This is a genomic window from Streptomyces globisporus C-1027 (assembly GCF_000261345.2).
Classification (GTDB): domain Bacteria; phylum Actinomycetota; class Actinomycetes; order Streptomycetales; family Streptomycetaceae; genus Streptomyces; species Streptomyces pakalii.
This window is the reverse complement of sequence record NZ_CP013738.1, coordinates 1,589,615-1,614,480: the sequence shown is the minus strand read 5'-3', so window position 1 is coordinate 1,614,480 and position 24,866 is coordinate 1,589,615. Positions and strand designations below refer to the sequence as shown.

Sequence of the window (24,866 nt, the reverse complement as noted above, 5' to 3'; positions counted from 1 at the left end):
GTCGTCCCGGACCGGGGCGGCCTGCCGGATTCAGGCGAACGTGTCGCACCGCTCCATGTCGCCCGTGCTGAACCCGGTGGAGAACCACTGCTGCCGCTGCGCGGACGAACCGTGCGTCCACGACTCCGGGGTGACCCGGCCCTGGTACCGCTCCTGGATCCGGTCGTCGCCGACCGCGGCCGCCGCGTCCAGGCCGTCCCGGATGTCCGCCCGGGTCAGCTCGGTGATCAGCGGCCGGCCGGTCGACTCGTCCGGCGTCGTCGTGGCGTGGTGCGCCCAGACCCCGGCGTAGCAGTCGGCCTGCAGCTCGACCCGCACCGCGTTGCTGTTCTCGCCCTGCCGCCCGTCCTGCGACCGGCCCAGCGTGCCCATCAGGTTCTGCACATGGTGGCCGTACTCGTGCGCCACCACGTACGCCTGCGCGAACGGGCCGCCGCTGGAGCCGAACTTCGTGCGCAGGTCCTCGAAGAACCCGAGGTCCAGATAGACCTTCCGGTCGCCGGGGCAGTAGAACGGCCCGACCGCCGAGGTGGCGGCCCCGCAGGCGGTGCCCACCTGCTGGCTGAAGAGGACCGTCCGGGCCCCCGCGTACGTGGCGTCCCGCCGCTGGAACTCCAGCCGCCAGAAGTCCTGCACGCTGTTGACCACCGCCACCGTCCGGCAGTCCTCCCGGCTGTTCGCGTCCTGCCCCTTCAGGCAGCTCTCCTGCACCTGCCCGGCCGACGAGGCGGTTGCCGCCGGGTCCGCGCCGTCGGAGGAGAGCCCCAGCTGATCGGGGCCCACACCGAAGAGCAGGCCCAGGATCAGGGCGATCACCCCGGCGATGCCCCCGCCCACGGTGGCCCGCCCGCCCGGGATCCGGCTGCCGCGGACGTCCTGGACCTCGGAGGTGTCCAGATCGGCGTCGTCGTCGAACTGCACGCTCGCACCACCCTCGGGATCGGGCGGGCGACGGCGTGCCGCCCTGGGCCGAGTATCGGACGGTTCGTCCCACCGGGCACGCGGAAAAGCAGTTGCGCACCGCCAGTAGAATGGCCGTATGGCCTACCTCCTTGTGCATTAGCGGCGTCGAGAGACCTCCGCCCTCGTCCCTCCGCCGTCCTGACTGCCCTGGAGTTTTCCCGTGATCACCGCTTCCGGCATCGAGCTGCGCGCCGGCGCCCGCATCCTCATCGAATCCGCTTCCTTCCGTATCGCCAAGGGCGACCGCATCGGCCTCGTCGGCCGCAACGGAGCGGGCAAGACCACCCTCACCAAGTGCCTCGCGGGCGAAGGCACCCCCGCCGGCGGCACCATCACCCGGTCCGGCGAGGTGGGTTACCTCCCGCAGGACCCGCGCACCGGCGACCTCGACATCCTCGCCCGGGACCGCATCCTCTCCGCCCGCGGTCTCGACACGATCCTGCGCAAGATGCGGGAGAACGAGGACCGGATGGCGAACGGGCAGGGCGCCACCCGCGAGAAGGCGATGAAGAAGTACGAGCGCCTGGAGACGGAGTTCCTCACCAAGGGCGGGTACGCCGCCGAGGCCGAGGCCGCCACCATCGCCGCCGCGCTCAGCCTGCCCGACCGGGTGCTCGGCCAGCCCCTGCACACCCTCTCCGGCGGCCAGCGCCGCCGTGTCGAGCTGGCCCGGATCCTCTTCTCGGACGCCGACACCCTGCTCCTGGACGAGCCGACCAACCACCTCGACGCCGACTCCATCGTCTGGCTGCGCGACTACCTCAAGACCTACCGCGGCGGCTTCGTCGTGATCTCCCACGACGTCGAACTGGTCGAGACGGTCGTCAACAAGGTGTTCTACCTCGACGCCAACCGCTCCCAGATCGACATCTACAACATGGGCTGGAAGCTCTACCAGCAGCAGCGCGAGGCCGACGAGAAGCGCCGCAAGCGCGAGCGCCAGAACGCCGAGAAGAAGGCCGCGACCCTCAACGCGCAGGCCGACAAGATGCGCGCCAAGGCCACCAAGACCGTCGCCGCCCAGAACATGGCCAAGCGCGCCGACCGGCTGCTCTCGGGCCTGGAGGCCGTGCGCGTCTCCGACAAGGTCGCCAAGCTGCGCTTCCCCGACCCCTCGCCCTGCGGCAAGACACCGCTGATGGCGGAGGGCCTGTCCAAGTCGTACGGCTCGCTGGAGATCTTCACCGACGTCGACCTCGCCATCGACAAGGGTTCCCGCGTCGTCATCCTCGGCCTCAACGGTGCCGGCAAGACCACGCTGCTGCGCCTGCTCGGCGGGGCCGAGCAGCCCGACACCGGCGAGATCATCCAGGGCCACGGCCTCAAGCTCGGCTACTACGCCCAGGAGCACGAGACCCTCGACCCGGAGCGCACGGTCCTGGAGAACATGCGCTCCGCCGCCCCCGACCTCGACCTCGTCGCGGTCCGCAAGACGCTCGGCTCCTTCCTCTTCTCCGGCGACGACGTCGACAAGCCCGCGGGCGTCCTCTCCGGCGGCGAGAAGACCCGGCTCGCGCTCGCGACCCTGGTCGTCTCCTCCGCCAACGTGCTCCTGCTCGACGAGCCGACGAACAACCTCGACCCCGCCAGCCGCGAGGAGATCCTCGGCGCGCTGCGCACCTACAAGGGCGCCGTCGTCCTCGTCACCCACGACGAGGGCGCCGTCGAGGCGCTCCAGCCGGAGCGGATCATCCTGCTCCCGGACGGTGTCGAGGACCTCTGGGGAGCGGACTACCGCGACCTCGTCGCCCTCGCCTGATCCACCGGGGCGCCTGCCCGATCCACCGGGGATAGATCATTCGGCCTACGCGTGATCCGTCATCTGCGTGAGAGCGTCTCGTACTCCGGTGGTGCGCCCGGCGCTCACCCGTCGCACGCCCCTTTTCCGGGTGCTCCTCCCCGTACGGCCCTGACCTGCCGGTTCTGCGGTCGGTGAGGGCCGTGCGCCCTCGTGCGCCCGCGGGAATCAGGGATTCCGCTCGTGTCGACGCGCCTCTCGTCAGGGAAACCGCTCGCACCGACCTTGCCGAATGGGTGGCCAGGAAGCGCGGGAGGGGTGATCATGAGAAGTCCAGAGCGCACTTCCCATGAGGAGGCACGGGTGGCCGAGACTCTGAAGAAGGGCAGCCGGGTTACCGGCGCCGCGCGTGACAAGCTCGCGGCAGACCTGAAGAAGAAGTACGACTCCGGTGCGAGCATCAGGGCGCTGGCCGAGGAAACCGGCCGCTCCTACGGGTTCGTCCACCGGATGCTCAGCGAGTCCGGAGTGACGCTGCGGGGACGCGGCGGCGCGACACGGGGCAAGAAGGCCGCTTCGGCCTGAGGCCTCAAAATTTCGGCGTCGTCGGCGTCATTCGGGACCGACGGATTTCGGGGTGGCCACCCGGCTGACCGCAAGGTCGCCCGGGTGGTTACTGTTCAGTCACTTACTACCGAGTGCTGACTGCACCCCATCCGGAGGCGCCCCATGACCTCGCTCGACACTGTGCTCGACAAGGACGGCGTACGGCTCACCGTCGACGATGCCGTCGCCACGGTGACGCTCACCAACCCGGCCAAGCGCAACGCTCAGTCTCCCGCTCTGTGGCGGGCGTTGACCGAGGCCGGACGGGCGCTGGCCGGCACGGTGCGGGTCGTGGTGCTCCGCGGTGAGGGCAAGTCCTTCTCCGCGGGTCTCGACCGGCAGGCCTTCACCCCCGAAGGCTTCGATGGCGAGCCGTCGTTCCTCGACATGGCGCGCGGCCCGGAGGCCGAGCTCGACGCGACCATCGCCGAGTACCAGGAGGCGTTCACCTGGTGGCGCCGCAACGACCTCGTGTCGATCGCGACGGTCCAGGGCCACGCCATCGGCGCCGGCTTCCAGCTCGCCCTCGCCTGTGATCTGCGCATCGTCGCCGAGGACGTGCAGTTCGCCATGCGCGAGACCAGCCTCGGTCTCGTTCCCGACCTCACGGGCACCCACCCCCTGGTGAACCTCGTGGGGTACGCCCGCGCGCTCGAAATCTGCGCCACGGGCCGCTTCGTCCACGCGGAGGAGGCCGAGCGCACCGGCCTCGCCAACCTCGTCGTCCCCGCCGACCAGCTCGACGCTGCGGCCCGCGACCTCGCCGGCGCCCTGCTGGCGGCACCCCGCGACGCCGTCGTCGAGACGAAGGCCCTCCTCGCCGGCGCGCTCTCCCGCGACTACGAGCAGCAGCGTGTCGCGGAGCGGGCCGCCCAGGGCCGCCGCCTGCGCGACCTGGCGGGCATCACCGACTGACACCCAGCGGGGCCGCGCGCCCCCGCCAGGCGTTGTCCCGGCCGGGGGCCGTCAACCGGGAGCCGTCAGCCGGTGTTCCGGCCGGGCTCGCCCGTCGGAGCCCGGCCCGCCCCCACCACGTCCGTGACCAGCACCGACACCGGCAGCCGTTCCTCCGTGGCCGCCGCCACCGCCGTACGCACCGACCGGGCGACATCCAGCGCCCGCCGGTCCCCGGCCGTCGCCACCTCGACCCGTACGTGGTCCCGCGCGGTATGCACCGGGCTGCCCAGGACCCGGGTCAGCGCGACGACGCCCGGCGCCCCGGCGGCCGCCTTCGCCACCGGATCCTCCGGCTCCGCGACCCGGGCAGGCGGTGCGATCGGAGCCGCGGTCACCTGATCGGACGCACCGTCCTCCAGCAATGCCGCCACCGTCAGGTCCACCTCGGCGATCTCCAGGCCCAGCCGGGCCGCGGCGGCCGTCAGGAGCGCCGCGCGCAGGGCCGCGGCGGTGTCCGGCAGCGGGCGGTCCGGGGCCGCCGCGAACTCCGCCTCGATCCGCAGCGGCCCCGTCGGCAGCGCGCTCGGCGGAGCCGGGGGCGCCCCCGGGCCTCCCGGGTCCGCAGAGGCCCCCGCACCAGCGGGGCCGGCCCCGGCCCCCGCGCCGGCCACCGGATCACCCTCCCCGGGAACCGATTCCTCCGCCAGCCCGATCCGCAGCTCCCCGAGCACCGCCCCCGGGCGGGCCGCCGCCCCGCGCAGCACCGACGCGGCAGCCGTCTCCGCGATCCACACGCCGTCCCCCGGACCGCCCAGCGGCAGCAGCCGGCCCAGACCCAGCCGTTCCCGTACCCCAGCGGTCCATCCGTCGGCCCTCCGCGGGCCCCGCGCCGTTGTCATCGCCCCAGCCTGCCGTATCCACGGCGCGGGATGGGGAAAGCGCACTTAACGTGGGCAAGGAAGTCCAACCCTGTCCCGAAGGGAAGAGCGGCGATGACTGAGAGCTCACAGCGCAACAACCCCACCGGCGGTTCGGGCGACAAGTCCCTCGGCAAGCGCGGCGGCGGTGACCCCGGGACCCGGGGTCGTACCACCATCGCCGACGGCGTCGTCGAGAAGATCGCCGGAATGGCGGCACGCGATGTCGTCGGCGTCCACGCCATGGGCAGCGGCCTGTCGCGCACGTTCGGCGCGGTCCGCGACCGGGTCCCCGGCGGCGGCAAATCCGTCACCCGCGGCGTGAAGGCCGAGGTCGGCGAGTCCCAGGCGGCCCTCGACCTGGAGATCGTCGTCGACTACGGCGTGTCCATCGCCGACGTGGCCCGGGACGTCCGCGAGAACGTCGTCTCCGCGGTCGAGCGTATGACCGGTCTCGAAGTCGTCGAGGTCAACATCGCGGTCAGCGACGTCAAGCTGCCCGACGAGGACGACGACGAGGACGAGAACGAGCAGCGGGTCCAGTAGCCCTTCCGCACCTCCGTCGCACGGCAGTTGAGGAGAGAGACACGATGAGCATGGCTGTCGCCGGTCTGTTGGCCGGCATGGCGCTCGGGTTCGCCGGATATTTCGGCGGCTTCGGAGCCTTCGTCCTGGTGGCCGCGCTGGGCGCGATCGGCTTCATCGCCGGCCGCTTCCTGGACGGTGACCTGGAGCCCGGCGACTTCTTCCGGAGTCGCGAGCGCGGCGACCGGCGACGGTGACGGCGGTGACCGGCCGGGTCGCCGCCGCCGAACGGGGCGAGACCCGGATCGCCGACCGTGTCGTCGCCAAGATCGCCGCCCAGGCGGCGAAGGAAGCGGTCGAGGAACCGCCCGCGGACGGGGCGTCGCCGCGTGCCACGGTCACCGTGCACCGTGACGCCGCCCGGGTCCGGGTCAGCCTGGAGCTCGGCTACCCCAGCGACATCGGCCGCCAGTGCGGTGCCGTACGCCGCCGGGTCGCCCAGCGGGTCAAAGCGCTGGCCGGCATGGAGGTGCCCGAAGTGGCCGTCCAGGTCGAACGGCTGCACCCCGCCGCAGCGAACGCCGCACACGGGAGGATCCGATGACCGACCCCGGCGAACCGACCGGCTCCACCCGGCGGATGCCCACCGTGGAACCGGGCGACGACGGGCGCACCCCCGCGCCGGACACGCCGACCGACGCCCGCGAACCGGTCCCCACCCTGGAACAGGGCGACGGACGGGCCGGCCGCTTCTGGTCCGCCCGCCGGGTCCCGGCCGCCCTGCTGGCCCTCGTGCTCCTCGGCGCGGCCGGACTGCTCCTCTACGACATCGCCGCCGTACGGGCCGATCACCCGGCCATGCAGTGGCGGCGCTCCCTCGCCGACGGCCTGGCCGAACAGCGTCTGGACGACACCCCCGTGCTCATCGGAGCCGGGGTGGCCGCGGCGATCGGCCTCTGGCTGATCCTGCTGGCCCTTACCCCCGGGCTGCGCGACCTGCTGCCGATGCGCCGCGACCGCGCCGACATCCGGGCCGGCCTGGACCGCACCGCCGCGGCCCTCGTGCTGCGGGACCGGGCCGTCGAGGTGTCCGGTGTGCAGTCCGTACGGGTCAGGATGGGGCGGCGGAAGGCGAAGGTACGGGCGCTCTCGCACTTCCGGGAACTCGGCGACGTACGGACCGACCTGGACGCCGCGCTGGAGAACGCCGTCCGGGAACTGGGCCTGGCCAGACCGCCGGCCCTCTCCGTCCAGGTGCACCGACCGGCGAAGAAGGGATGAGCCGCATGCGCTCCACCGTCAACCGGGTCCTGCTGGCCCTGGCCGGGCTGGTGCTGGTCGCCGTCGGCGGAGCCGTGCTCGCCACCGGCCTCGGCGCTTCCGTACCGTCCTGGTGGCCCTGGGACGGCAAGAACGACGTCCTGCTCAGCGCGGCCGACCGGCAGCGCTGGCGCGACGAGGGTTGGTGGTGGCCGGTCGTGATCGCCGTCCTGGCCGTCCTCGTGGTCGTCGCACTGTGGTGGTTCTTCGCCCAGTTCCGCCGCGGCCGGCTCACCGAGGTCCTGGTGGACAGCGGCGACGGCGAAGGGGCCCAGCTGCGGGGCCGGGCCCTGGAGGGCGTGCTCGCCGCGGAGGCGGGCGAGCTGGACGGAGTGGCCCGCGCCCAGGCGATGCTGACCGGCCGCCGCACCGCGCCCCGCTCCCGGCTCCGGCTGCTGATGGAACCGCACGCCGCGCCGCTCGGGACGCTGAAGGCGGTCGCCGACGGGGCGCTGGCGCACGCACGCGATTCGGCCGGTCTGGACGAGCTCCCCGCCGAGGTGCGCCTCAAGGCCGTCAAGCACCGCGCGGAACGGGTGTCCTGACGGCCCCTGGGCGTACGTACGGTCCTGAGTCCGGGCTCAGAAACCGTGCCGGTATCCGCCGTCGACCGGGACCATGATGCCCGTGAGGTACGAGGCGGCGGGGGAGAGCAGGAAGGCCGCGGTCTTCCCGAACTCCTCCGGCGTCCCGTAGCGCCGCAGCGGGATCCGCGCCTCGTTCGCGGTGCGGGCGGCCTCCGCGTCGCCGGACAGCGCGTCCAGTTCACGGACCCGGTCGGTGTCGATCCGGGCGGGCAGCACGCCCACCACCCGGATGCCGCGCGGGCCCAGCTCGTCGGCGAGCGACTTGGCGAAACCGGCGAGACCGGGACGCAGCCCGTTGGAGATGGTCAGCCCCGCGATCGGCTCATGGACCGACCCGGAGAGCACGAAGCCGATCACGCCGCCCTCGCCGAGCGCGGCCGCCGCCGTCCGGGCCAGCCGTACCGCTCCCAGGAACACCGTCTCGAACGCCGTCTGCCACTGGTCGTCCGTGTTGTCCGCGAGGAAGCCGGGGGCGGGTCCGCCGACGCTGACGAGGATGCCGTCGAGCCGCCCGAAACGTTCCCGCGCCGTGTCCACCAGGCGCTGGGCGGCGCTCGGGTCGGCGTTGTCGGCGGCGAGCCCCAGCACCTCCCCGCCCAGCTCGGCGGCGGCCTCCTCGACGGACTTCTCGTCCCGGCCGCTGATGATCACCTTCGCTCCGTCGGCGGCCAGCGCCCGGGCCGTGGCGTTGCCGAGGCCCCGGGTCGCTCCGGTGACGATGTAGACGCGGTCCTTCAATCCAAGATCCATGGCCCTATCCTGCCGGGTCGTCCCCGGCCAGGTCGATAGCGGAGTTCACCAGTCCGATATGACTGAAGGCCTGCGGGAAGTTGCCGAGCTGCCGTCCCGCCGCCACGTCGTACTCCTCCGCCAGCAGCCCCATGTCGTTGCGCAGCTCCAGCAGATGCTCGAACAGCTCCCGCGCCTCGTCCGGCCTGCCGATCCGCTCCAACGCGTCCACCAGCCAGAACGAGCAGGCCAGGAACGCCCCCTCGTCGCCCGGCAGTCCGTCCACGGAGGTGCCCTCGGTGCTGTAGCGGCGGACCAGCCCGTCGCTGCCCAGCTCGGCGCGGACCGCGTCGACCGTGCCGATCACCCGGGGGTCGTCCGGCGGCAGGAACCCGGTCCGCACGATGAGCAGCGTCGCGGCGTCCAGCTCCCGTGACCCGTAGGACTGGGTGAAGGTGTTCCGCTCGGGGTCGTACCCCTGCTCGCAGACCTCGGCGTGCACGGCGTCCCGCATCGCCCGCCACCGGTCGGCGTCGCCCGGCAGCTCCGGGTTCTCCTCCAGCGAGCGCACCGCCCGGTCGGCGGCGACCCAGGCCATCACCTTGGAGTGCACGAAGTGCCGCCGCGCGCCGCGGATCTCCCACAGCCCCTCGTCCGGCTCGCGCCAGCTCGACTCCAGGAAGCCGAGCAGGCTGAGCTGGAGGTTCCAGGCGTGCGGCTTGTCGTCGAGCCCGGCGACGCGGGCGAGCCGGAGCGCGTCGATGACCTCGCCGTACACATCGAGCTGACGCTGCCGCACGGCCGCGTTCCCGATCCGCACCGGACGGGAGTGCTCGTACCCGGTGAGCCAGGGCAGCTCCATCTCGGGGAGCCGGCGCTCGCCCGCCAGCCCGTACATGATCTGGAGGTCGGCCGGGTCCCCGGCGACGGCCCGCAGCAGCCAGTCCCGCCAGGCCTCTGCCTCCTCCAGATAGCCGGCCGAGACCATCGCGCCGAGGCTCAGCGTGGCGTCCCGCAGCCAGCAGAAGCGGTAGTCCCAGTTCCGTACGCCGCCGATCTCCTCCGGCAACGAGGTGGTCGGGGCCGCCACGATGCCGCCGGTCGGGGCGTACGTCAGCGCCTTGAGCGTGATCAGCGAACGCAGCACCGCATCGCGGTAGGGCCCCTCGTACGTGCACCGCTCGGTCCACTTCGCCCAGTCGTGCAGCGTGTGTTTCAGCGCCTTGTGCGGGTCGATCAGCTTCGGGCGCGGCGAGTGCGAGGGGTGCCAGGTCAGCACGAACGCCACGCTCTCGCCCTCGGCGACGGTGAACGAGGAGCAGGTGCTGAACTGCTGGCCCCACGTCTTGACCGGCGGCTCGCTGCGCAGCCACACGGAGTCGGGACCCGCGACGGCGACCCGGTGGCCGTGGGACTTGCGCACCCAGGGCACCACGGATCCGAAGTCGAAGCGCAGCCGCAGCACCGAACTCATGTCGACGGTGCCGCTGACGCCCTCGACGATCCGCATCAGGTCCGGCGCCTTGTCGCGCTGCGGCATGAAGTCGACGACCTTCACCGTGCCGGTCCGCGTTTCCCAGTACGTCTCCAGGACCAGGGAGTCCTTGACATAGGCGCGCCGGGTGCAGGTGTCCGAGGTGTCCGCGCCCTTGGGCGCGATGCGCCAGTGGCCGTTCTCCTCGGTGCCGAGCAGGGCGGCGAAGCAGGCGCCGGAATCGAAGCGGGGAAGGCACAGCCAGTCGACAGAACCGTTCCTGCCGACGAGCGCGGCGGTCTGGAGATCGCCGATCAGAGCGTAGTCCTCGATGCGTGGGGTCACGCCAGGCGTTTTCCCGAACCGGGCGGTTGTCAACCAGCCTGTGCGACCCGACGGGTGTGTGCCGTGAGTCTCAGGCGCTCGCCGGTTCGGGCTGCTCGGGGGCGTCGGCCGTCGCGTTCCCGGCCGCGGCCTCCTCGCGGTCGCGCTTCTCCCGGCGTACGAGAATGATCCAGCCGACCGGGACGGCGGCGACGAACAGCCACCACTGGACGGCGTAGGCCATGTGCGGGCCGATCGAGCCGTCGTCGGGGCGGGCGATCTGCTCGGGCAGGTCACCCGACGGCACGGGCTCGGTCTGCTCGATGTATCCGCCGAGGACCTTCCGGGACAGCAGCTGGGACTGCTGCTCGCTGTTGATCAGCATCACCTGACGGTCCGGCAGCCCCGCCAGGTCCTTGATGCCGCTGCTGCCGGTCGTCTCGTCCGCCTTCAGACGGCCGGTGACGGTCACTTCGCCCCGGGGCGCGGGCGGCACGTCGGGGAAGGCGGTCTGGTTCGGCGCGGCCGGGACCCAGCCCCGGTTGACCAGCACGGTGCCGCCGTCCTTGAGGTCCAGCGGGGTCAGGACGTGGACGCCGATGCGGTCGTCGTCCGAGGTCCGGCGGCGGACGACCACCTCGTGCCCGGTGTCGAACGTGCCCGTCGCGGTGACCGTCCGCCAGTAGTCCGAGCGGGGGACGGTGTGCCCGGCGGAGGTGAGGTCGGTGACCGGGACCGGCTGGGCTTCGAGGTTCCGCGAGATCAGCGCGTTCTGCTCGACCCGGTGCTCGTGCTTGTGGAACTGCCAGAAACCCAGCTCGATCATCGTCGGGATCAGCGCGAGGCCGAGCAGGGTGAGGATCACCCACTGCCGGGTCAACAGGAAGCGGTACACCCCATGACCGTACAACCGGGGTCATGGGGTGCGGCACTCAGGGGTACCGCCGGGCAAGCCCGACAATGAGGCGGTCCGTCACACTTTGTCCACGATGCCCGCCTTCCCCTCGGCGCGGGCGCAGTGGGCGCCGCAGTACCAGTGCCCGTCGACCTCGACGCCCTGCCCGATCACCTGGACCCGGCAGTGCTCGCAGATCGGCGCCATGCGGTGGATGGCGCAGGAGAAGCAGTCGAAGACGTGCACCGCGCCCTGCGCGTGCACCTCGAAGGACATGCCGTAGTCGTTTCCGCAAACCTCACAACGTGCCATGCGCCACAGGGTGGGACGCCCGGCGGTCCCGGGCGAGCGGCTGCCGGGCGAGTCGTGCCCGGTTCACTCCGATGACGGGGTCGCCTCCGGTGGCGGCGGGGACGCCTGCTGCGGCAGGACGGCCCCGTCGGCGGGGACCACATCGCGCAGCAGATGGGTGAAGGCGCTCTCCTCCAGGATCGGCGTGCCGAAGGACTTGGCCTTCTGCGTCTTGGAGGTGGCCGCGTCCGGATCGTTGGTCACCAGCAGACTGGTCAGCCGCGACACGCTGGTCGCCACATGGAGCCCGGCCTCGATCGCCCGGTCCTCCAGCAGCTCCCGGTCGATCGAGGTGTCCCCGGAGAAGGCCACCCGCATCCCCTGCTGGAGCGGCTTCTCCTTCTCGTACCGCCCCGGATTGGGATACGGGCAGGCAGGCCGCTTCCGCGAGGGCCGCCAGCTGTTCGGCTGCCGCGAGGTCTGATACCCGACGCGCGGGGTGACGGGGGAGTCGGACCACTCGGTCAGCGGCCGGCACTCCAGCAACGGCAGCCGCACCCCGTCCCGGGCCGCCGCGTGCAGACTCGGCCGGAACGCCTCGGCCAGCACCCGGGCGTCGTCCAGGGCGTGGTGGGCCTGCTGCTGGACGACCCCGAAGTGCGCGGCGAGGGAGGCCAGCTTGTGGTTGGGCAGCGGCAGCCGCAGCTCCTTGGCGAGCGCGATCGTGCACAGCCGCTGCTCGACCGGGGCGACCGCCGAGGCCCGGGCGTACTCCCGGGCGATCATCGACCAGTCGAACGCCGCGTTGTGCGCCACGAGCACCCGGTCCGCGAGCCGCGCGGACAACTCCTCGGCCACCTCGGGAAAGAGCGGAGCCCCTTCGAGCACGTCGCTCGTCAGCCCATGGATCCAGACGGGCCCGGGGTCGCGCTCCGGGTTGACCAGCGTGTACCAGTGGTCCTCGACGTTGCCCAGGGCGTCCAGCCGGTAGACGGCGGCGGAGATTATCCGGTCGTCGCGGGCGAGGCCGGTGGTCTCCACGTCGACGACCGCATACCCCTGGGGGTAGGCGGTCGGCCACGGTGCGGCTGTCTGGCGGTCGTCGAGCATGGTCACAGAGAATACGGGCCGCGACTGACAGTGCCCTATTCGGCCGGGTGGGCCGGGTCGGGAGTTGCCTGGCGGAACTCGCAACTCCGTTCGTTCTCCGCCGCCTTCGGGTCAGCCGAGTGAGGCCACCAGGTCGCCCGCGGCCACCCGGTCGAGACCGCAGCCGTCCACCGGGCCGGGCAGCAACCGGTAGACCGTGCCGCTCACCTGCTCCGGGGCCGCGTCCCCGTTCACCACCGCGAGCAGCACCCGCTTCCCCGCCGCCGCCCGCTCCACCGCGGCGACCCCGTCCCCGTCGCCGGACTCCGTACCGTGCGGCTCCTCAGCGTCCGGGGTGCGGAGCGTGCGTATCCGGCCGGCGAAGGCGGCCGTGCCCTCCCCGGCCCCGCGCCGGTAGCGCACCAGTCCGTGCCTGCGGGAGACCGCCACCTCGTCGGTCCGGGCCGCCGCGTGCCACACCGCCAGGTCCCACAGCGTCGTACGCCCCGCGGAGAAGTACTGGTACAGGTCCCTGCCCGCCCGGCCCAGCTCGTCGATGTGCCGGCTCACGCTGTGGTAGCCCGCCGACGGCGGCAGATGCAGATCGGTCCAGAGGAAGGTGCGCCGCTCCACGTCCACCACCATCGGCACATGGACCCGGGAGTGGCCGATCAGGTCGTAACGCTGCCGGACGGTCCGCGGGTCGAAGTGCGCGACGCGCCCGTCCACCGACGGCAGCGCCATGAACCCGGCGAACGCGTCGGGCAGCAGCTCGAAGGGCACGTTGTTGTAGCTGAACACCACCGGCATCGCGAACCGCACCCCGGCCCGGGTGAGCCCGTCCAGGTCCAGGTCGGCGTACTCGCTGGCGCCCCTCGGCGCGGGCGCGGAGGTCAGGTCGCCGGAGTGCACGGCCACCCGGTTCCGGTACACCAGGTTCGTGTAGTCGCAGAGCCCGAGGTACGTCCAGTCGGCGTCGAAGAAGGCCACCGACAGGTCGAGGTCGACGGTCTCGGCGGGCGGCTGCATCCAGTGCAGGAACATCCGCAGCACCTCGCCCTCGGGCAACGGCTGCGTACTGCCCCGGGGAACCGCGACCAGCGCCTTGGCCGCCGCGCTCTCGGCGGAGGGCACGGCGAGCGCGGCCAGCCCCTCGTCGAGCACCGCCAGATCGAAGCGGGACGCGGTGGAGAGGCGCCGCAGCACCTCGCGCTCCAGCAACGCGCAGACCCGCTCCACGGTCGGTGCGGGCAGCGGGGGACGGGTGTCGTCGAGGGTGTACGAGTGCGTCACCTGGCCGCGGGGGAAGAAGACCCGCCGCCCGCCGGGAACGTCACGGATCCTCAGCCGCCCCAGCGCGGCCAGCAGCGGACCCGGCCCCGCACCGGCGAGCCCGTGCTCCAGCACGCCGGCCAGGGCGTCCGGCAGCGTCCCGTCCCCCTCCAGCCGCAGCACCTGGTCGAGCCGGCGCAGCAGGGTGCCCGGGCGCTGGGCGAGGAGGGCGATCACGGTGCCGCTTTCGCGCGCCGCGAACGCCTGCTCCACCCGCCCGGTCCAGGTGTTGGCCTTGAACAGCGCCCCGTCCGCCCGTACGGCGAGCGGGTTCTCGGCCGCCGTACGCACCAGGGTCGCCGCGAGCGGTTCCGACACCGTGGACACATGCGTCGCCCGCAGCACGGCGAAGGCCAGGGCGGCCCGGGGGTGGCGGGCGTGCTGCTCGTTCGGGTGCAGCGTCTCGGCGGCCCGCTTCCACCGCTCGGGGTGCCGCAGGACGTCCTCGACCAGGGCGGAGGGGTCCAGTCCGTCGAGTACGGCGAGGAGTTCGCGCCGCAGCCCGCGCGGCAGGGACCGGTGCCGGGGCGTGTCCAGCAGGTCGGCCCCGCCGCCCGACCACACGGCGAGCAGCCGCAGCACATCGGTGGCGGTGGTCAGCCGGTCGGGCAGGACCGCCCGCACGGCGTCCCGGGTCCGCCGGTCCCGCAGCAGCGTGCCCAGGACCAGCGCCTTCGTCTCTCGTACGGGAATCTCCACCGGCAGCCATCCGAGCCCCGCCGGAGTGTGGGCCAGCAGCGTCACGACATCGTCCCGGTCCTGCGGAGGCAACGGGGTGCGCCGTGCGAGCAGCCGCCCCAGCGCCGTGACCGCGTCCGCCGCCGCGTCGGTGCCGGGGGCCAGCGGCTGCACCGGCCCGGCTGCCGTCTCCACCCGCCGGCGCGGCGGCGCGGGTCTCGAGAACGGGTCGTCGTCGGCGGTGCGGCGGTGGCAGATCGGGCAGCCGGAGTAGTCGGCGCCGTCCCAGCACTCCCGGCACACGAGGTGGGCGCAGGGGGCGACCGGGTGCACGCTGCCGACCGTGGAACAGAGCACGCACGGCTGGTGCGGCCACTGGAGCAGCAGGGTGAACACCCGGTCCACGTACAGCTGGAGCGTGTCGTCCGGCACGGAGGCCGGGAAGCTGCGGAAGAGCGGCATGTGCGTACGGTCAGCGCCGAGTTCGGCGTCGATGTGCCCCACCAGCCGCTTCCCCGCGTCGGCCAGTCCGGCGGGCCCGAGCCACGCGAGGGCCGCGTGCAGAGCCGGTGTGAGGGCGAACCCGCGGTCCAGGAGTTCGGCCTCCAGGGCCACCAGCCCGGTCGTGGTCGGCGGATCACCGGGCCGGTGCCCGGCCTCCCCGACGTACACCGTCCGAAGACGGCGGAGCAGCACGGACGACAGCGACGGCGACACGGACAAACAGGCCCCCGGGGCGGGTGAGGAGAAGGAGAGAGGCAGCGGGGGCGGAGAGTGGGCGCGCTACGAGTGTCGTAGAGGTGGAGAAGGAAGCACACCGCGGAGCCGCCCCCGCGCAAGAAGGAGCTTAGAGAGGCGTGTTGAAGGGCGCCACGTATTTGTCGGGCCGACCGACGGGCGGAGGTCCCTTGGCAGAAGGTGCCAAAGGCTGCTGACAGCAGGTCTCGCATACTTGTGGGTAACAACCTCTAGCCCTCACCGACCGACGGCCCTACGGTGCTCGCATGGAGCCGAACCTGCCCGATGTCGTGCTGTGGTCAATACCGGCCTTCGTGCTGCTCACCGTGATCGAGATGGTCAGCTACCGCCTCCATCCGGACGAGGACGCGGCCGGATACGAGACCAGGGACGCCGCCACCAGCGTCACCATGGGGCTCGGCAGCCTGGGCTTCGACCTGCTGTGGAAGATCCCCATCCTGGCCATCTACATGGGGGTCTACGAGCTGACACCGCTGCGGGTGCCCGTGGTGTGGTGGACCGTCCTGCTGATGCTTCTCGCCCAGGACTTCTTCTACTACTGGTCCCACCGCGGCCACCACGTGATCCGGATCCTGTGGGCCTGCCATGTGGTCCACCACTCCAGCGAGAAGTTCAACCTCACCACCGCGCTGCGCCAGCCCTGGACCTCCGCGACCGTCTGGCCCTTCTACCTGCCGCTGATCGCCTGCGGCGTGCACCCGGCGGCGCTCGCGTTCTGCCAGTCGGCCAACCTCGTCTACCAGTTCTGGGTGCACACCGAGCGGGTCGGCAAGCTCCCGCGCCCCTTCGAGTACGTCCTCAACACCCCCTCCCACCACCGCGTCCACCACGCCTCGCAGGGCGGCTACCTGGACCGCAACTACGGCGGCATCCTGATCATCTGGGACCGGATGTTCGGGTCCTTCGCGGCGGAGGCCGAGCGGCCCGTCTACGGGCTGACCAAGAACATCTCCACCTACAACCCGCTGCGCGTCGCCACCCACGAGTACGCCGCCATCGCCCGGGACGTCCGGGCCGCCGACACCTGGAGCGAGCGGGCCGGCCGGGTCTTCCGAGGGCCGGGCTGGCAGCCGGCGGCGAAGGCGGGGGCGCCTGCGCACGGTTCGGCACCCGTACAGGCCGCCGCGGTATCCGCACCGGACCAGGCCCCCGCCCCGGAACGCGCCCTGTGACCGCCACCGCCGCCCGCCCCGGCTCCACGGGGGCCGGCGGGCGGGCCGAGCGCTTCGCCCGCCCCGTGCTCCTCGCCTTCCTCCTCGTCGCCGCGGCCGACCTCGCCGGGCTCCTCGCCGGGGCCGAGACCGTCCATCTGGTCGCCAAGCCGCTGCTGACGCCGTTGCTCGCCGGGTACGCGGCGCTGCGCGGGGCCCCCCGACTGCTCGTCGCCGCCCTGCTGTTCGGGTGGGGCGGCGATGTCTTCCTGCTCGCCGACAACGACCTGGCCTTCCTCGTCGGCATGGGGTCGTTCGCCGTCGGCCATGTCTGCTACCTGACCCTGTTCGGTCGGGGGGAGGGGCGAGGCCGGGCTCCCGCACCCCTGGTCACCGGGGCCGGGTACGCCGTCGTCCTCGTCGTCTTCCTCGTGCTGATCTGGCCGGACCTCCCGGCGGACCTGCGGATCCCGCTCACCGGCTACAGCCTGCTGCTCACCGCCATGGCCTGGCGGGCGGGCGTGTTCGGACCGTACGCGGCGGCCGGCGGCGCGCTCTTCCTGCTCTCGGACGCCCTCATCGCCACCGGTATCGCGAAGTGGCCGCAGGCGCCCGCCCCCGACTTCTGGGTGATGCTCACCTACATCGCCGCGCAGACCCTGCTGACGCTCGGAGTGCTGACGAAGCACAAGCCGGGGGCGTGAGCCCGGGGAAGGCCCGAGGGCCCGGGGAGAACGATCTCCCCGGGCCCTCGGCCGTACCGCGACGTGCCGTTACCAGCGCACCGCGTCCAGCGCGTCCACCACTCCGGCCCCGTAGAAGCCGTTGTAGCTCTTGCCGCCCTCGCAGACCGCGTCGATGACACCGTCACCGTTGATGTCGTACGGCTCGCCGCATGCCTTCGCGTCCGCCTCCACCGTCAGCAGCGCCTTGACCGCGGCCGGTGAAGCGTAGGGGTGCTTCGACTTGATCAGCGCCACGACGCCCGCGACATGCGGGGACGCCATCGACGTACCGGCCTTGTAGCCGAACTTGCCGCCGGGCAGCGTGGAGAGGATCAGGCCGTTGACGGCGGGCGGCTCGGGGGTCTGGTAGACCGTCGAGTCACCGCCCGGTGCCGCCACGTCGATGATGCCCTTGCCGTAGTTCGAGTACGAGGACTTCAGGCCCTTCGCACCCGTCGCGGAGACCGTCACGACGCCCGGCAGCATGGTCGGGATGTCCGGGCAGGCGCTCGGGTCGATCGTCCGCGTGACCGGCTCGGTGTCGTTCGGGCTGGTCGTGTCCTCGATCGCGTCGAGGGACAGGTCGTGGCGGGAGTTGCCCGCCGCCGCGACGCTGACCGTGCCCTTGCGCTCCGCGTACTTCACGGCGCGGGTGAGCGCGTCGACCAGGGCGCCCTGGTCGGGGTCGTTCTTGCAGTTGAACAGCCACGGGTCGGTGTAATAGCTGTTGTTGGTCACCTCGACACCGCGCTCGGCGGCCCAGAGGAACCCGCAGACGACGGCCTCGGTGTAGAAGAACCCGTCCGGGTTCGACACCTTGATGCCCGACACCTTCACGCCCGGGGCGACACCGGTGACACCGGCGCCGTTCTTCGCGGCGGCGATGGTGCCCGCCACATGCGTGCCGTGGTCGCTCTCGCCCGCCGCCGGACGCCAGGAGCCGGCGGTGGTGTCCGGAGCGCCCGACACGCAGTTCGCCGAGGCGCGCTCGTCGAAGTTCGGGGCCAGGTCCGGGTGGGTGTCGTCGACGCCCGTGTCGATGACGGCGACCGTCACCTTCTTCGAGCCCAGCGACTTCTGGTGCGCCTTGTCCGCCTTGATCGCGGGCAGCGACCACTGGAGCGGCTCCAGCGGGTCCTCGCCGGCCTTCGCGTCCGCGGCGGCGGCCGCCGCCTGCTCGGCGGTGAGCGGCTCCGCTATCGAGCCGATGTCCTTCGTCGCCTGCGGCACGATCGGGTTCGTGCGGGTGGCGCCCGCCGACTCCACGCCCCGTGCGCGGCGGATCGTTTCGCCGAAGGCCGGGTTCTGCGAGTGGACGACGATGACGCCGATCTGCTCATAGGCGATGACGACGGTGCCGCCGGCCTTGGCGATCGCCTTCTTGACGTCCTTCACCGTGCCGTGGCCGCCCCGGACGTTGACCACGTAGGACAGCTTCGGCCCGTCGGTCCGCACGCTCGCGGCGGCCTGTTCGCCGGTGGGCGCCGCCGTGGCCGTCGCCGTCGGCAGGAAGCCGATCGAGGCGGTCAGCGCGAGTCCGACGGGGACCGCGAGTGCGCGGGTCCGTCTCGATGCCAGATGAGCCATGGGTTCTCCACATCATCCGTGCCGAACGACCGGACACCTGGCGTGTTCGGTCGCGTACATGACGAGTGAAGCTATCGCTGATCATCCCGGCACATCAACGTTTACGGGCAAGTGAGTTCGAAGAGTGACCGATGCGGCCGAATGTGAACGGGTGACGCCCCGCCAACACGCCGAACGGGAATCCCTCCGGGATGGCGAACGAGAAGGCGAAAGACGCGGTGAACCGCTTCGTCGCGCCCTCCGTGCCGTTGTCCAGGAGGTACATCACCGTCCCCCGCCGGTAACGAGGCCTCCCTTTGGCACCCAACGTCCCCCAGATCACCGCACCCGCGTCGCGAGGAGATTCCGTGGCTACCGATGCACCGCCCCCCGAGGGCACATCGCCCACCGGGCCCGTCCAGCCCACCACCGAGGCGTTCGTCGCGGAGCAGTCGAGCCCGGAGTTCGCCGACCTGCGCCGCTCCTACCGGTCCTTCGCCTTCCCCCTGACCATCGCCTTTGTGACCTGGTACCTGCTCTACGTCCTGCTCTGCAACTACGCGGGCGGATTCATGGCCACCAAGGTCGTCGGCAACATCAACATGGCGCTCGTCCTCGGACTCGCCCAGTTCGCCACCACCTTCCTCATCGCCTGGCTCTACTCCCGGCACGCCGCCGGGAAGCTCGACCCCAAGGCCGAGGCGATCAAGTCCCGTATGGAGGCCGACGTATGAGCGCCGCCCACGCCCTCTATCCCACCGTCCAGCTCGCCGCCACCGAGGGGGCGAGCGAGCACCGGCCGCTGATCATCACGCTGTTCGCCGCGTTCGTCGTCGCCACCCTCTTCATCACCGTGTGGGCGGGCCGCCAGACCAAGAGCGCCTCCGACTTCTACGCGGGCGGCCGCCAGTTCACCGGATTCCAGAACGGACTCGCGGTCTCCGGCGACTACATGTCCGCCGCGTCCTTCCTCGGCATCGCCGGAGCCATCGCCCTCTTCGGGTACGACGGCTTCCTGTACTCCATCGGCTTCCTCGTCGCCTGGCTCGTCGCCCTGCTCCTGGTCGCCGAACCGCTGCGCAACTCCGGCCGCTACACGATGGGCGACGTCCTCGCCTACCGGATGCGCCAGCGCCCCGTCCGTACCGCCGCCGGTACGTCCACGATCGTCGTCTCGATCTTCTACCTGCTGGCCCAGATGGCCGGAGCCGGCGTCCTCGTCTCGCTGCTGCTCGGCATCACCAGCGACTTCGGGAAGATCGTCATCGTCGCCCTGGTCGGCATCCTCATGATCCTCTACGTCACCATCGGCGGCATGAAGGGCACCACCTGGGTGCAGATGGTCAAGGCCGTCCTGCTCATCGCGGGCACCCTGCTCATCACCTTCCTGATCCTGCTGAAGTTCAACTTCAACATCTCCGACCTGCTCGGCACCGCCGCCAGCAACAGCGGCAAGGGCGGGGCCTTCCTGGAGCCCGGCCTGAAGTACGGCGCCACCGGGGTCTCGAAGCTGGACTTCATCTCGCTCGGCATCGCCCTGGTCCTCGGCACCGCCGGCCTGCCGCACATCCTGATCCGCTTCTACACCGTGCCCACCGCGAAGGCCGCCCGTAAGTCCGTGAACTGGGCGATCGGCATCATCGGCGCCTTCTACCTGATGACGATCGTGCTCGGCTTCGGCGCCGCCGCGATCCTCAAGCCGGACGACATCATCGCCTCAAACAAGGCCGGCAACACCGCGGCGCCACTCGCCGCACTGGAGATCGGCGGCGGCTCCGGGTCCACCGGCGGAGCCATCCTCCTCGCGGTCATCTCCGCGGTCGCCTTCGCCACCATCCTGGCCGTCGTCGCCGGACTGACCCTCGCCTCCTCCTCGTCCTTCGCGCACGACATCTACGCCAACGTCATCCGCAAGGGGCAGGCCACCGAGAAGGAGGAGGTCCGCGCGGCGCGCTGGGCCACCGTCGCGATCGGCATCGTCTCCATCGCGCTCGGCGCACTCGCCCGCGACCTGAACGTCGCCGGACTCGTCGCCCTGGCCTTCGCGGTCGCGGCCTCCGCCAACCTGCCGACGATCCTCTACAGCCTCTTCTGGAAGCGCTTCACCACGCAGGGGGCCCTCTGGTCCATCTACGGAGGTCTCGCCTCCTCCGTCCTGCTGGTGCTGTTCTCGCCGGTCGTCTCCTCCAAGCCGACCTCGATGTTCCCGGACGTCGACTTCGCCTGGTTCCCGCTGGAGAACCCCGGCCTGATCTCGATCCCGCTGGGCTTCCTGCTCGGCTGGATCGGCTCGCTGGTCTCCAAGGAGAAGGCCGACTCCGACAAGTACGCCGAGCTGGAGGTCAAGTCCCTCACCGGCGTCGGAGCCCACTGAGCGCACCGGACCGGGCGGGCCCGTTCGGCCCATCGCCCACCCCCTGCGGCCGGGCCGCGTCGTAGAGTCCTACGACGCGGCCCGGCCGCACCTCGTGGCAAACGGGCCACGCCGTTGTCACATGTCTCACGTAGGCTCGGAAGTACCAGAAGCGAAGAAGAGCGATCGCACCACCGGGGGAGGGACCCACCGTGCTCATCGACACCTACGACCGGGTCGCCACCGACCTGCGCGTGTCACTCACCGACAAGTGCAATCTCCGCTGTACCTACTGCATGCCGGAAGAGGGCCTTCAGTGGCTCGGCAAGAGCGAGCTGCTCTCCGACGACGAGATCGTGCGCCTGATCCGGATCGCCGTCACCTCGCTCGGCATCACCGAGGTCCGCTTCACCGGCGGCGAGCCGCTGCTGCGCCCCGGCCTCGTCTCCATCGTCGAGCAGTGCGCCGCGCTCACCCCCCGCCCCCGGATGTCCCTCACGACCAACGGCATCGGACTCAAGCGGACCGCCACGGCCCTCAAGGCCGCCGGTCTCGACCGGGTCAACGTCTCGCTGGACACCCTGCGGCCCGACGTCTTCAAGACCCTCACCCGCCGTGACCGCCACAGGGACGTGCTGGACGGCCTGGAGGCCGCCCACGAGGCCGGGCTCACCCCGGTGAAGGTCAACTCCGTCCTGATGCCGGGACTCAACGAAGACGAGGCCCCCGAGCTGCTCGCCTGGGCCGTGGCCCACGACTACGAGCTCCGCTTCATCGAGCAGATGCCGCTCGACGCCCAGCACGGCTGGAAGCGCGACGGCATGATCACCGCCGGGGACATCCTCACCTCGCTGCGCACCCGCTTCACCCTCACCCCCGAGAGCGACGCGTCCCGGGGCTCCGCCCCCGCCGAGCGCTGGACCGTCGACGGCGGCCCGCACCGCGTCGGCGTGATCGCCTCCGTCACCCGCCCGTTCTGCCGCGCCTGCGACCGTACGCGGCTCACCGCCGACGGCCAGGTCCGCACCTGCCTCTTCGCCCGTGAGGAGACGGATCTGCGCGGGGCGCTGCGGGGGGACGCGCCGGACGAGGAGATCGCGCAGCTCTGGCGGACGGCGATGTGGGGCAAGAAGGCGGGCTCCGGACTGGACGACCCGTCCTTCCTGCAGCCCGACCGCCCGATGTCGGCGATCGGCGGCTGACGCCCGGACGCCTGGGGAACTGCTGCTCAGGCGTCCCGCGAGCCCTCGGGTCCCGGGTCCCAGTCCCTCAGCGCCACGACATCCTTGAGGAAACCCCGTACACCGAGGAACGAGGACAGGTGCTCCCGGTGCTCGTCGCAGGCCAGCCAGGTCTTGCGCCGCTCGGGCGTGTGCAGCTTCGGGTTGTTCCAGGCGAGCACCCACACGGCGGCGGCCCGGCAGCCCTTGGCGGAACAGAGCGGGGCACCTGAGGGACTCTCGGCGGACGTCTGGGGGAAGATCACGGGTCCCAGCCTAAAACAGGTGCCCGCGAGCCGAGTCAGGTGGATCGCAGGCCTTCCGAGGCATCCCCTGCCGGAGAAAAGGCGACGCCGGGCAGCCACGGGGGGAGCTGCCCGGCGTCGGTCCATCGCTCCGACGGGGGATGCGGAGCGCTTTCGAAGTATGTCACGGGGACCGGGGTGCGGTGCACCGGAACGTCATGATTGATCTGAGCTTTTCCTGGGCTTCGCGCAACGCGTGGGATCAGCCGGGCTCATGCGGCGGGGGAACCCGGCCGGACGCCCCCTGCGCGTCCCCCGACTCCGCCGAACCGGCCTCCAGAGCCGGGCGCATCGGCATCGGCACGAACGTCGTCGGCAGCGAAGTCACGTTCTCCCGGCCCGCGTTGGCGATGACCACCGCCACGTACGGCAGCAGGACACCGAGCACGAGCGCCACGATCGCCACATGCCGTTCCACGTTCCACAGCACCGCGGCCAGCACCACCGACACCGTGCGCACCGACATCGAGATCACATAGCGCCGCTGCCGGCCGCGGACGTCCTCCGTCAGCCCCTGACGGGCGCCCGTGATCCGGATGACCTCCGAATCCGCGTTCTTCCGCAGCATGCTCCACCACCAGATGTCGTCGCCGGACGCTCACGGACCGGGCCGCATCCACGGTACGCCCGGCATCCGCCGGGCAGGCGACCGGGGCCCGCCCGACGGGTGAGACCCGGGCTCCCCCGGACGGCCCAACCGGGCATGCGGGCACCCGGACGGCGGGCCGAGACTGGGCGGACGCGCACTCCGCGCCGTACGAGGAGGCGAAATGAGCTGGTTGTGGGCAATCATCGTGGGACTGGTGCTCGGTGTCATCGCCAGAGCGATCCTGCCGGGTAAGCAGGACATCCCGCTCTGGCTGACGGCCGTGTTCGGCATCCTCGGCAGCATCCTCGGCAACGCCGTGGCGGGCTGGATCGGTGTGGAGGACACCAAGGGCATCGACTGGATCCGCCATGTGCTCCAGTTGGCGGGCGCCGTGGCGGTCGTCGCCGTCGGCGACATGGCCTGGCAGAAGATCCGGGGCGGCCGCAGTCAGAGAACCTGACCGGTCACCGCTCCACCGAACGCCGCGGCCGGACACGCGAGGAAGGCGTGTCCGGCCGCGGCGTCGTGCCGAACGGGTCAGCCCGCCGGGCTGACCTCCACGGCCGCCAGGTTCTTCTTGCCGCGGCGCAGCACCAGCCACCGCCCGTGCAGCAGCTCCCCGGCGTCCGGTGCGACCTCGCCGTCGGCGACCTTCACGTTGTTCACGTAGGCGCCGCCCTCCTTGACCGTACGGCGGGCCCCCGACTTGCTCGGCGCGAGACCGACCTCCACCAGCAGGTCCACCAGCGGACCCAGCTCGGCGACCGTGGCGTGCGGCACCTCGGACAGGGCGGCGCTCAGCGTCGCCTCGTCCAGCTCGGCCAGGTCGCCCTGGCCGAACAGTGCCTTCGACGCCGCGATCACGGCCGCGCACTGCTCGCCGCCGTGCACCAGCGTGGTCAGCTCCTCGGCCAGTGCCCGCTGCGCGTTGCGCGCCTGCGGCCGCTCCTCGGTCAGCTTCTCCAGCTCCTCCAGCTCCTCACGGCTCTTGAAGCTGAGGATGCGCAGGTAGCGGGAGACGTCCCGGTCGTCCACGTTCAGCCAGAACTGGTAGAACGCGTACGGCGTCGTCATCTCCGGGTCGAGCCAGACGGCGCCGCTCTCGGACTTGCCGAACTTCGTCCCGTCCGCCTTCGTCATCAGCGGCGTCGCCAGAGCGTGCACGACCGCCCCCGGCTCCAGCCGATGGATCAGGTCGATGCCCGCGGTGAGGTTGCCCCACTGGTCGCTGCCGCCCTGCTGAAGGGTGCAGCCGTGCCGGCGGTACAGCTCCAGGAAGTCCATGCCCTGGAGCAGCTGGTAGCTGAACTCGGTGTAGCTGATGCCCTCCTGCGACTCCAGCCGGCGGGCGACGGAGTCCTTGGTGAGCATCTTGTTGACCCGGAAGTGCTTGCCGATGTCCCGCAGGAACTCGATCGCGGACATGCCCGCGGTCCAGTCCAGGTTGTTGACCATCGTCGCCGCGTTCGGGCCCTCGAAGGTGAGGAAGGGCTCGATCTGGCCCCGCAGCCGCTGCACCCAGGCGGCGATGGTCTCCGGGTCGTTCAGCGTGCGCTCGGCGGTGGGCCGCGGGTCACCGATCTGGCCCGTGGCCCCGCCGACCAGCGCCAGCGGCTTCAGCCCGGCCTGCTGGAGCCGCCGCATGGTGAGCACCTGCACCAGGTGCCCGACGTGCAGGCTGGCCGCGGTCGGGTCGAAGCCGCAATAGAAGGTGACGGGACCGTCCGCGAGAGCCTTGCGCAATGCGTCCTCGTCAGTGGACTGGGCGAACAGCCCGCGCCACTTCAGCTCGTCGACGATGTCCGTCACGGTTCCGGTGCTCCTTATGCCTGG

Annotated in this window: 26 protein-coding genes; 14 read left to right on the top strand and 12 right to left on the bottom strand. The window is 71.6% G+C overall.

The window, feature by feature from the left end; translation table 11 throughout:
* Positions 1-30: 30 nt before the first annotated feature.
* The gene (gene ypfJ / locus WQO_RS07050; protein ID WP_010061394.1) at positions 31-921 is read right to left on the bottom strand and encodes a KPN_02809 family neutral zinc metallopeptidase; all 891 of its coding nucleotides are present in this window, start codon (positions 919-921) and stop codon (positions 31-33) included.
* 202 nt (positions 922-1,123) lie between these two features.
* Here ypfJ and WQO_RS07045 point away from each other — a divergent pair, with 202 nt between their 5' ends.
* The 3 genes from WQO_RS07045 to WQO_RS07035 all read left to right on the top strand — a co-directional run bounded on the left by WQO_RS07045 (position 1,124) and on the right by WQO_RS07035 (position 4,222).
* Positions 1,124-2,722, top strand: coding sequence for an ABC-F family ATP-binding cassette domain-containing protein (locus WQO_RS07045; RefSeq protein ID WP_010061395.1), 1,599 nt, complete (start codon positions 1,124-1,126; stop codon positions 2,720-2,722).
* Positions 2,723-3,064: 342 nt separating this feature from the next.
* Positions 3,065-3,286, top strand: a complete 222-nt coding sequence (locus WQO_RS07040; protein WP_006123601.1) for a helix-turn-helix domain-containing protein — start codon at positions 3,065-3,067, stop codon at positions 3,284-3,286.
* Between the two features lie 144 nt (positions 3,287-3,430).
* On the top strand, positions 3,431-4,222 hold the full coding sequence (locus tag WQO_RS07035) for an enoyl-CoA hydratase/isomerase family protein (protein ID WP_010061397.1): 792 nt from the start codon (positions 3,431-3,433) through the stop codon (positions 4,220-4,222).
* 65 nt (positions 4,223-4,287) lie between these two features.
* Here WQO_RS07035 and WQO_RS36535 read toward each other — a convergent pair whose 3' ends face one another.
* Positions 4,288-5,103, bottom strand: a complete 816-nt coding sequence (locus tag WQO_RS36535; RefSeq protein WP_010061398.1) for a hypothetical protein — start codon at positions 5,101-5,103, stop codon at positions 4,288-4,290.
* A gap of 93 nt (positions 5,104-5,196) precedes the next feature.
* Here WQO_RS36535 and WQO_RS07025 point away from each other — a divergent pair, with 93 nt between their 5' ends.
* The 5 genes from WQO_RS07025 to amaP are packed head-to-tail and all read left to right on the top strand — an operon-like array spanning position 5,197 to position 7,511.
* On the top strand, positions 5,197-5,667 hold the full coding sequence (locus WQO_RS07025) for an Asp23/Gls24 family envelope stress response protein (RefSeq protein WP_010061399.1): 471 nt from the start codon (positions 5,197-5,199) through the stop codon (positions 5,665-5,667).
* Between the two features lie 44 nt (positions 5,668-5,711).
* Complete coding sequence (locus WQO_RS07020; RefSeq protein WP_006123598.1) at positions 5,712-5,903, top strand: hypothetical protein; 192 nt, start codon at positions 5,712-5,714, stop codon at positions 5,901-5,903.
* Positions 5,900-6,250 (top strand): Asp23/Gls24 family envelope stress response protein, encoded by a 351-nt coding sequence (locus WQO_RS07015; protein WP_010061400.1) that lies wholly within the window; start codon positions 5,900-5,902, stop codon positions 6,248-6,250. The genes WQO_RS07020 and WQO_RS07015 overlap by 4 nt, the downstream gene beginning before the upstream one ends.
* Positions 6,247-6,927: a DUF6286 domain-containing protein gene (locus tag WQO_RS07010; RefSeq protein WP_010061402.1), complete on the top strand. Its 681-nt coding sequence runs from the start codon at positions 6,247-6,249 to the stop codon at positions 6,925-6,927. Before WQO_RS07015 ends, WQO_RS07010 begins: the two co-directional genes overlap by 4 nt.
* Positions 6,928-6,932: 5 nt before the next feature.
* Positions 6,933-7,511 (top strand): alkaline shock response membrane anchor protein AmaP, encoded by a 579-nt coding sequence (amaP, locus tag WQO_RS07005; RefSeq protein ID WP_058953898.1) that lies wholly within the window; start codon positions 6,933-6,935, stop codon positions 7,509-7,511.
* A 36-nt stretch (positions 7,512-7,547) separates the two neighbouring features.
* Here amaP and WQO_RS07000 read toward each other — a convergent pair whose 3' ends face one another.
* The 6 genes from WQO_RS07000 to WQO_RS06975 all read right to left on the bottom strand — a co-directional run bounded on the left by WQO_RS07000 (position 7,548) and on the right by WQO_RS06975 (position 15,082).
* A complete protein-coding gene (locus WQO_RS07000; RefSeq protein ID WP_010061404.1) occupies positions 7,548-8,303 on the bottom strand; it encodes an SDR family oxidoreductase in 756 nt (251 codons plus the stop codon).
* 4 nt (positions 8,304-8,307) lie between these two features.
* Positions 8,308-10,101 (bottom strand): glycoside hydrolase family 15 protein, encoded by a 1,794-nt coding sequence (locus tag WQO_RS06995; RefSeq protein WP_010061405.1) that lies wholly within the window; start codon positions 10,099-10,101, stop codon positions 8,308-8,310.
* A gap of 70 nt (positions 10,102-10,171) precedes the next feature.
* The gene (locus tag WQO_RS06990; RefSeq protein WP_010061406.1) at positions 10,172-10,975 is read right to left on the bottom strand and encodes an SURF1 family cytochrome oxidase biogenesis protein; all 804 of its coding nucleotides are present in this window, start codon (positions 10,973-10,975) and stop codon (positions 10,172-10,174) included.
* A gap of 78 nt (positions 10,976-11,053) precedes the next feature.
* Positions 11,054-11,287 carry a hypothetical protein gene (locus WQO_RS06985; RefSeq protein ID WP_007459448.1) on the bottom strand — a complete coding sequence of 78 codons (234 nt, stop codon included), beginning with the start codon at positions 11,285-11,287 and terminating at the stop codon, positions 11,054-11,056.
* Positions 11,288-11,350: 63 nt separating this feature from the next.
* Positions 11,351-12,382, bottom strand: coding sequence for a DEDDh family exonuclease (locus WQO_RS06980; RefSeq protein WP_058953897.1), 1,032 nt, complete (start codon positions 12,380-12,382; stop codon positions 11,351-11,353).
* A gap of 105 nt (positions 12,383-12,487) precedes the next feature.
* Positions 12,488-15,082, bottom strand: a complete 2,595-nt coding sequence (locus WQO_RS06975) for an MXAN_6230/SCO0854 family RING domain-containing protein (RefSeq protein WP_010061408.1) — start codon at positions 15,080-15,082, stop codon at positions 12,488-12,490.
* Positions 15,083-15,369: 287 nt separating this feature from the next.
* Here WQO_RS06975 and WQO_RS06970 point away from each other — a divergent pair, with 287 nt between their 5' ends.
* Positions 15,370-16,296 (top strand): sterol desaturase family protein, encoded by a 927-nt coding sequence (locus WQO_RS06970; RefSeq protein ID WP_010061409.1) that lies wholly within the window; start codon positions 15,370-15,372, stop codon positions 16,294-16,296.
* Positions 16,293-16,979 carry a lysoplasmalogenase gene (locus WQO_RS06965; protein ID WP_010061410.1) on the top strand — a complete coding sequence of 229 codons (687 nt, stop codon included), beginning with the start codon at positions 16,293-16,295 and terminating at the stop codon, positions 16,977-16,979. Before WQO_RS06970 ends, WQO_RS06965 begins: the two co-directional genes overlap by 4 nt.
* A 69-nt stretch (positions 16,980-17,048) precedes the next feature.
* On the opposite strand, the gene WQO_RS06960 is transcribed toward WQO_RS06965, so the two are convergent.
* A complete protein-coding gene (locus WQO_RS06960) occupies positions 17,049-18,587 on the bottom strand; it encodes a S8 family peptidase (RefSeq protein ID WP_010061411.1) in 1,539 nt (512 codons plus the stop codon).
* A gap of 347 nt (positions 18,588-18,934) precedes the next feature.
* Here WQO_RS06960 and WQO_RS06955 point away from each other — a divergent pair, with 347 nt between their 5' ends.
* From WQO_RS06955 to moaA, 3 genes are all read left to right on the top strand, one after another.
* Positions 18,935-19,300, top strand: a complete 366-nt coding sequence (locus WQO_RS06955) for a DUF485 domain-containing protein (protein WP_010061412.1) — start codon at positions 18,935-18,937, stop codon at positions 19,298-19,300.
* On the top strand, positions 19,297-20,940 hold the full coding sequence (locus WQO_RS06950) for a solute symporter family protein (protein ID WP_010061413.1): 1,644 nt from the start codon (positions 19,297-19,299) through the stop codon (positions 20,938-20,940). Before WQO_RS06955 ends, WQO_RS06950 begins: the two co-directional genes overlap by 4 nt.
* Positions 20,941-21,131: 191 nt before the next feature.
* A complete protein-coding gene (moaA, locus tag WQO_RS06945; protein WP_058953896.1) occupies positions 21,132-22,121 on the top strand; it encodes a GTP 3',8-cyclase MoaA in 990 nt (329 codons plus the stop codon).
* A 26-nt stretch (positions 22,122-22,147) separates the two neighbouring features.
* On the opposite strand, the gene WQO_RS06940 is transcribed toward moaA, so the two are convergent.
* A complete protein-coding gene (locus WQO_RS06940; protein WP_010061417.1) occupies positions 22,148-22,405 on the bottom strand; it encodes a hypothetical protein in 258 nt (85 codons plus the stop codon).
* A gap of 241 nt (positions 22,406-22,646) precedes the next feature.
* Positions 22,647-23,012, bottom strand: coding sequence for a DUF3099 domain-containing protein (locus tag WQO_RS06935; RefSeq protein WP_010061418.1), 366 nt, complete (start codon positions 23,010-23,012; stop codon positions 22,647-22,649).
* Positions 23,013-23,214: 202 nt separating this feature from the next.
* Between WQO_RS06935 and WQO_RS06930 the strand changes: the two genes are divergently transcribed.
* Positions 23,215-23,493, top strand: a complete 279-nt coding sequence (locus WQO_RS06930) for a GlsB/YeaQ/YmgE family stress response membrane protein (RefSeq protein ID WP_006123578.1) — start codon at positions 23,215-23,217, stop codon at positions 23,491-23,493.
* Between the two features lie 77 nt (positions 23,494-23,570).
* Here WQO_RS06930 and tyrS read toward each other — a convergent pair whose 3' ends face one another.
* A complete protein-coding gene (gene tyrS, locus WQO_RS06925; protein WP_010061419.1) occupies positions 23,571-24,842 on the bottom strand; it encodes a tyrosine--tRNA ligase in 1,272 nt (423 codons plus the stop codon).
* Between the last annotated feature and the right edge of the window lie 24 nt (positions 24,843-24,866).

What these genes read in the sequence shown, in the direction of transcription:
- WQO_RS07035 (WP_010061397.1), top strand. Translation starts at nt 3,431, where the DNA reads ATGACCTCGCTCGACACTGTGCTCGACAAGGACGGCGTACGGCTCACC.
- WQO_RS36535 (WP_010061398.1), bottom strand. Translation starts at nt 5,103, where the DNA reads ATGACAACGGCGCGGGGCCCGCGGAGGGCCGACGGATGGACCGCTGGG.
- WQO_RS07025 (WP_010061399.1), top strand. Translation starts at nt 5,197, where the DNA reads ATGACTGAGAGCTCACAGCGCAACAACCCCACCGGCGGTTCGGGCGAC.
- WQO_RS07020 (WP_006123598.1), top strand. Translation starts at nt 5,712, where the DNA reads ATGAGCATGGCTGTCGCCGGTCTGTTGGCCGGCATGGCGCTCGGGTTC.
- WQO_RS07010 (WP_010061402.1), top strand. Translation starts at nt 6,247, where the DNA reads ATGACCGACCCCGGCGAACCGACCGGCTCCACCCGGCGGATGCCCACC.
- amaP (WP_058953898.1), top strand. Translation starts at nt 6,933, where the DNA reads ATGCGCTCCACCGTCAACCGGGTCCTGCTGGCCCTGGCCGGGCTGGTG.
- WQO_RS07000 (WP_010061404.1), bottom strand. Translation starts at nt 8,303, where the DNA reads ATGGATCTTGGATTGAAGGACCGCGTCTACATCGTCACCGGAGCGACC.
- WQO_RS06985 (WP_007459448.1), bottom strand. Translation starts at nt 11,287, where the DNA reads ATGGCACGTTGTGAGGTTTGCGGAAACGACTACGGCATGTCCTTCGAG.
- WQO_RS06970 (WP_010061409.1), top strand. Translation starts at nt 15,370, where the DNA reads ATGGAGCCGAACCTGCCCGATGTCGTGCTGTGGTCAATACCGGCCTTC.
- WQO_RS06960 (WP_010061411.1), bottom strand. Translation starts at nt 18,587, where the DNA reads ATGGCTCATCTGGCATCGAGACGGACCCGCGCACTCGCGGTCCCCGTC.
- WQO_RS06950 (WP_010061413.1), top strand. Translation starts at nt 19,297, where the DNA reads ATGAGCGCCGCCCACGCCCTCTATCCCACCGTCCAGCTCGCCGCCACC.
- WQO_RS06935 (WP_010061418.1), bottom strand. Translation starts at nt 23,012, where the DNA reads ATGCTGCGGAAGAACGCGGATTCGGAGGTCATCCGGATCACGGGCGCC.
- WQO_RS06930 (WP_006123578.1), top strand. Translation starts at nt 23,215, where the DNA reads ATGAGCTGGTTGTGGGCAATCATCGTGGGACTGGTGCTCGGTGTCATC.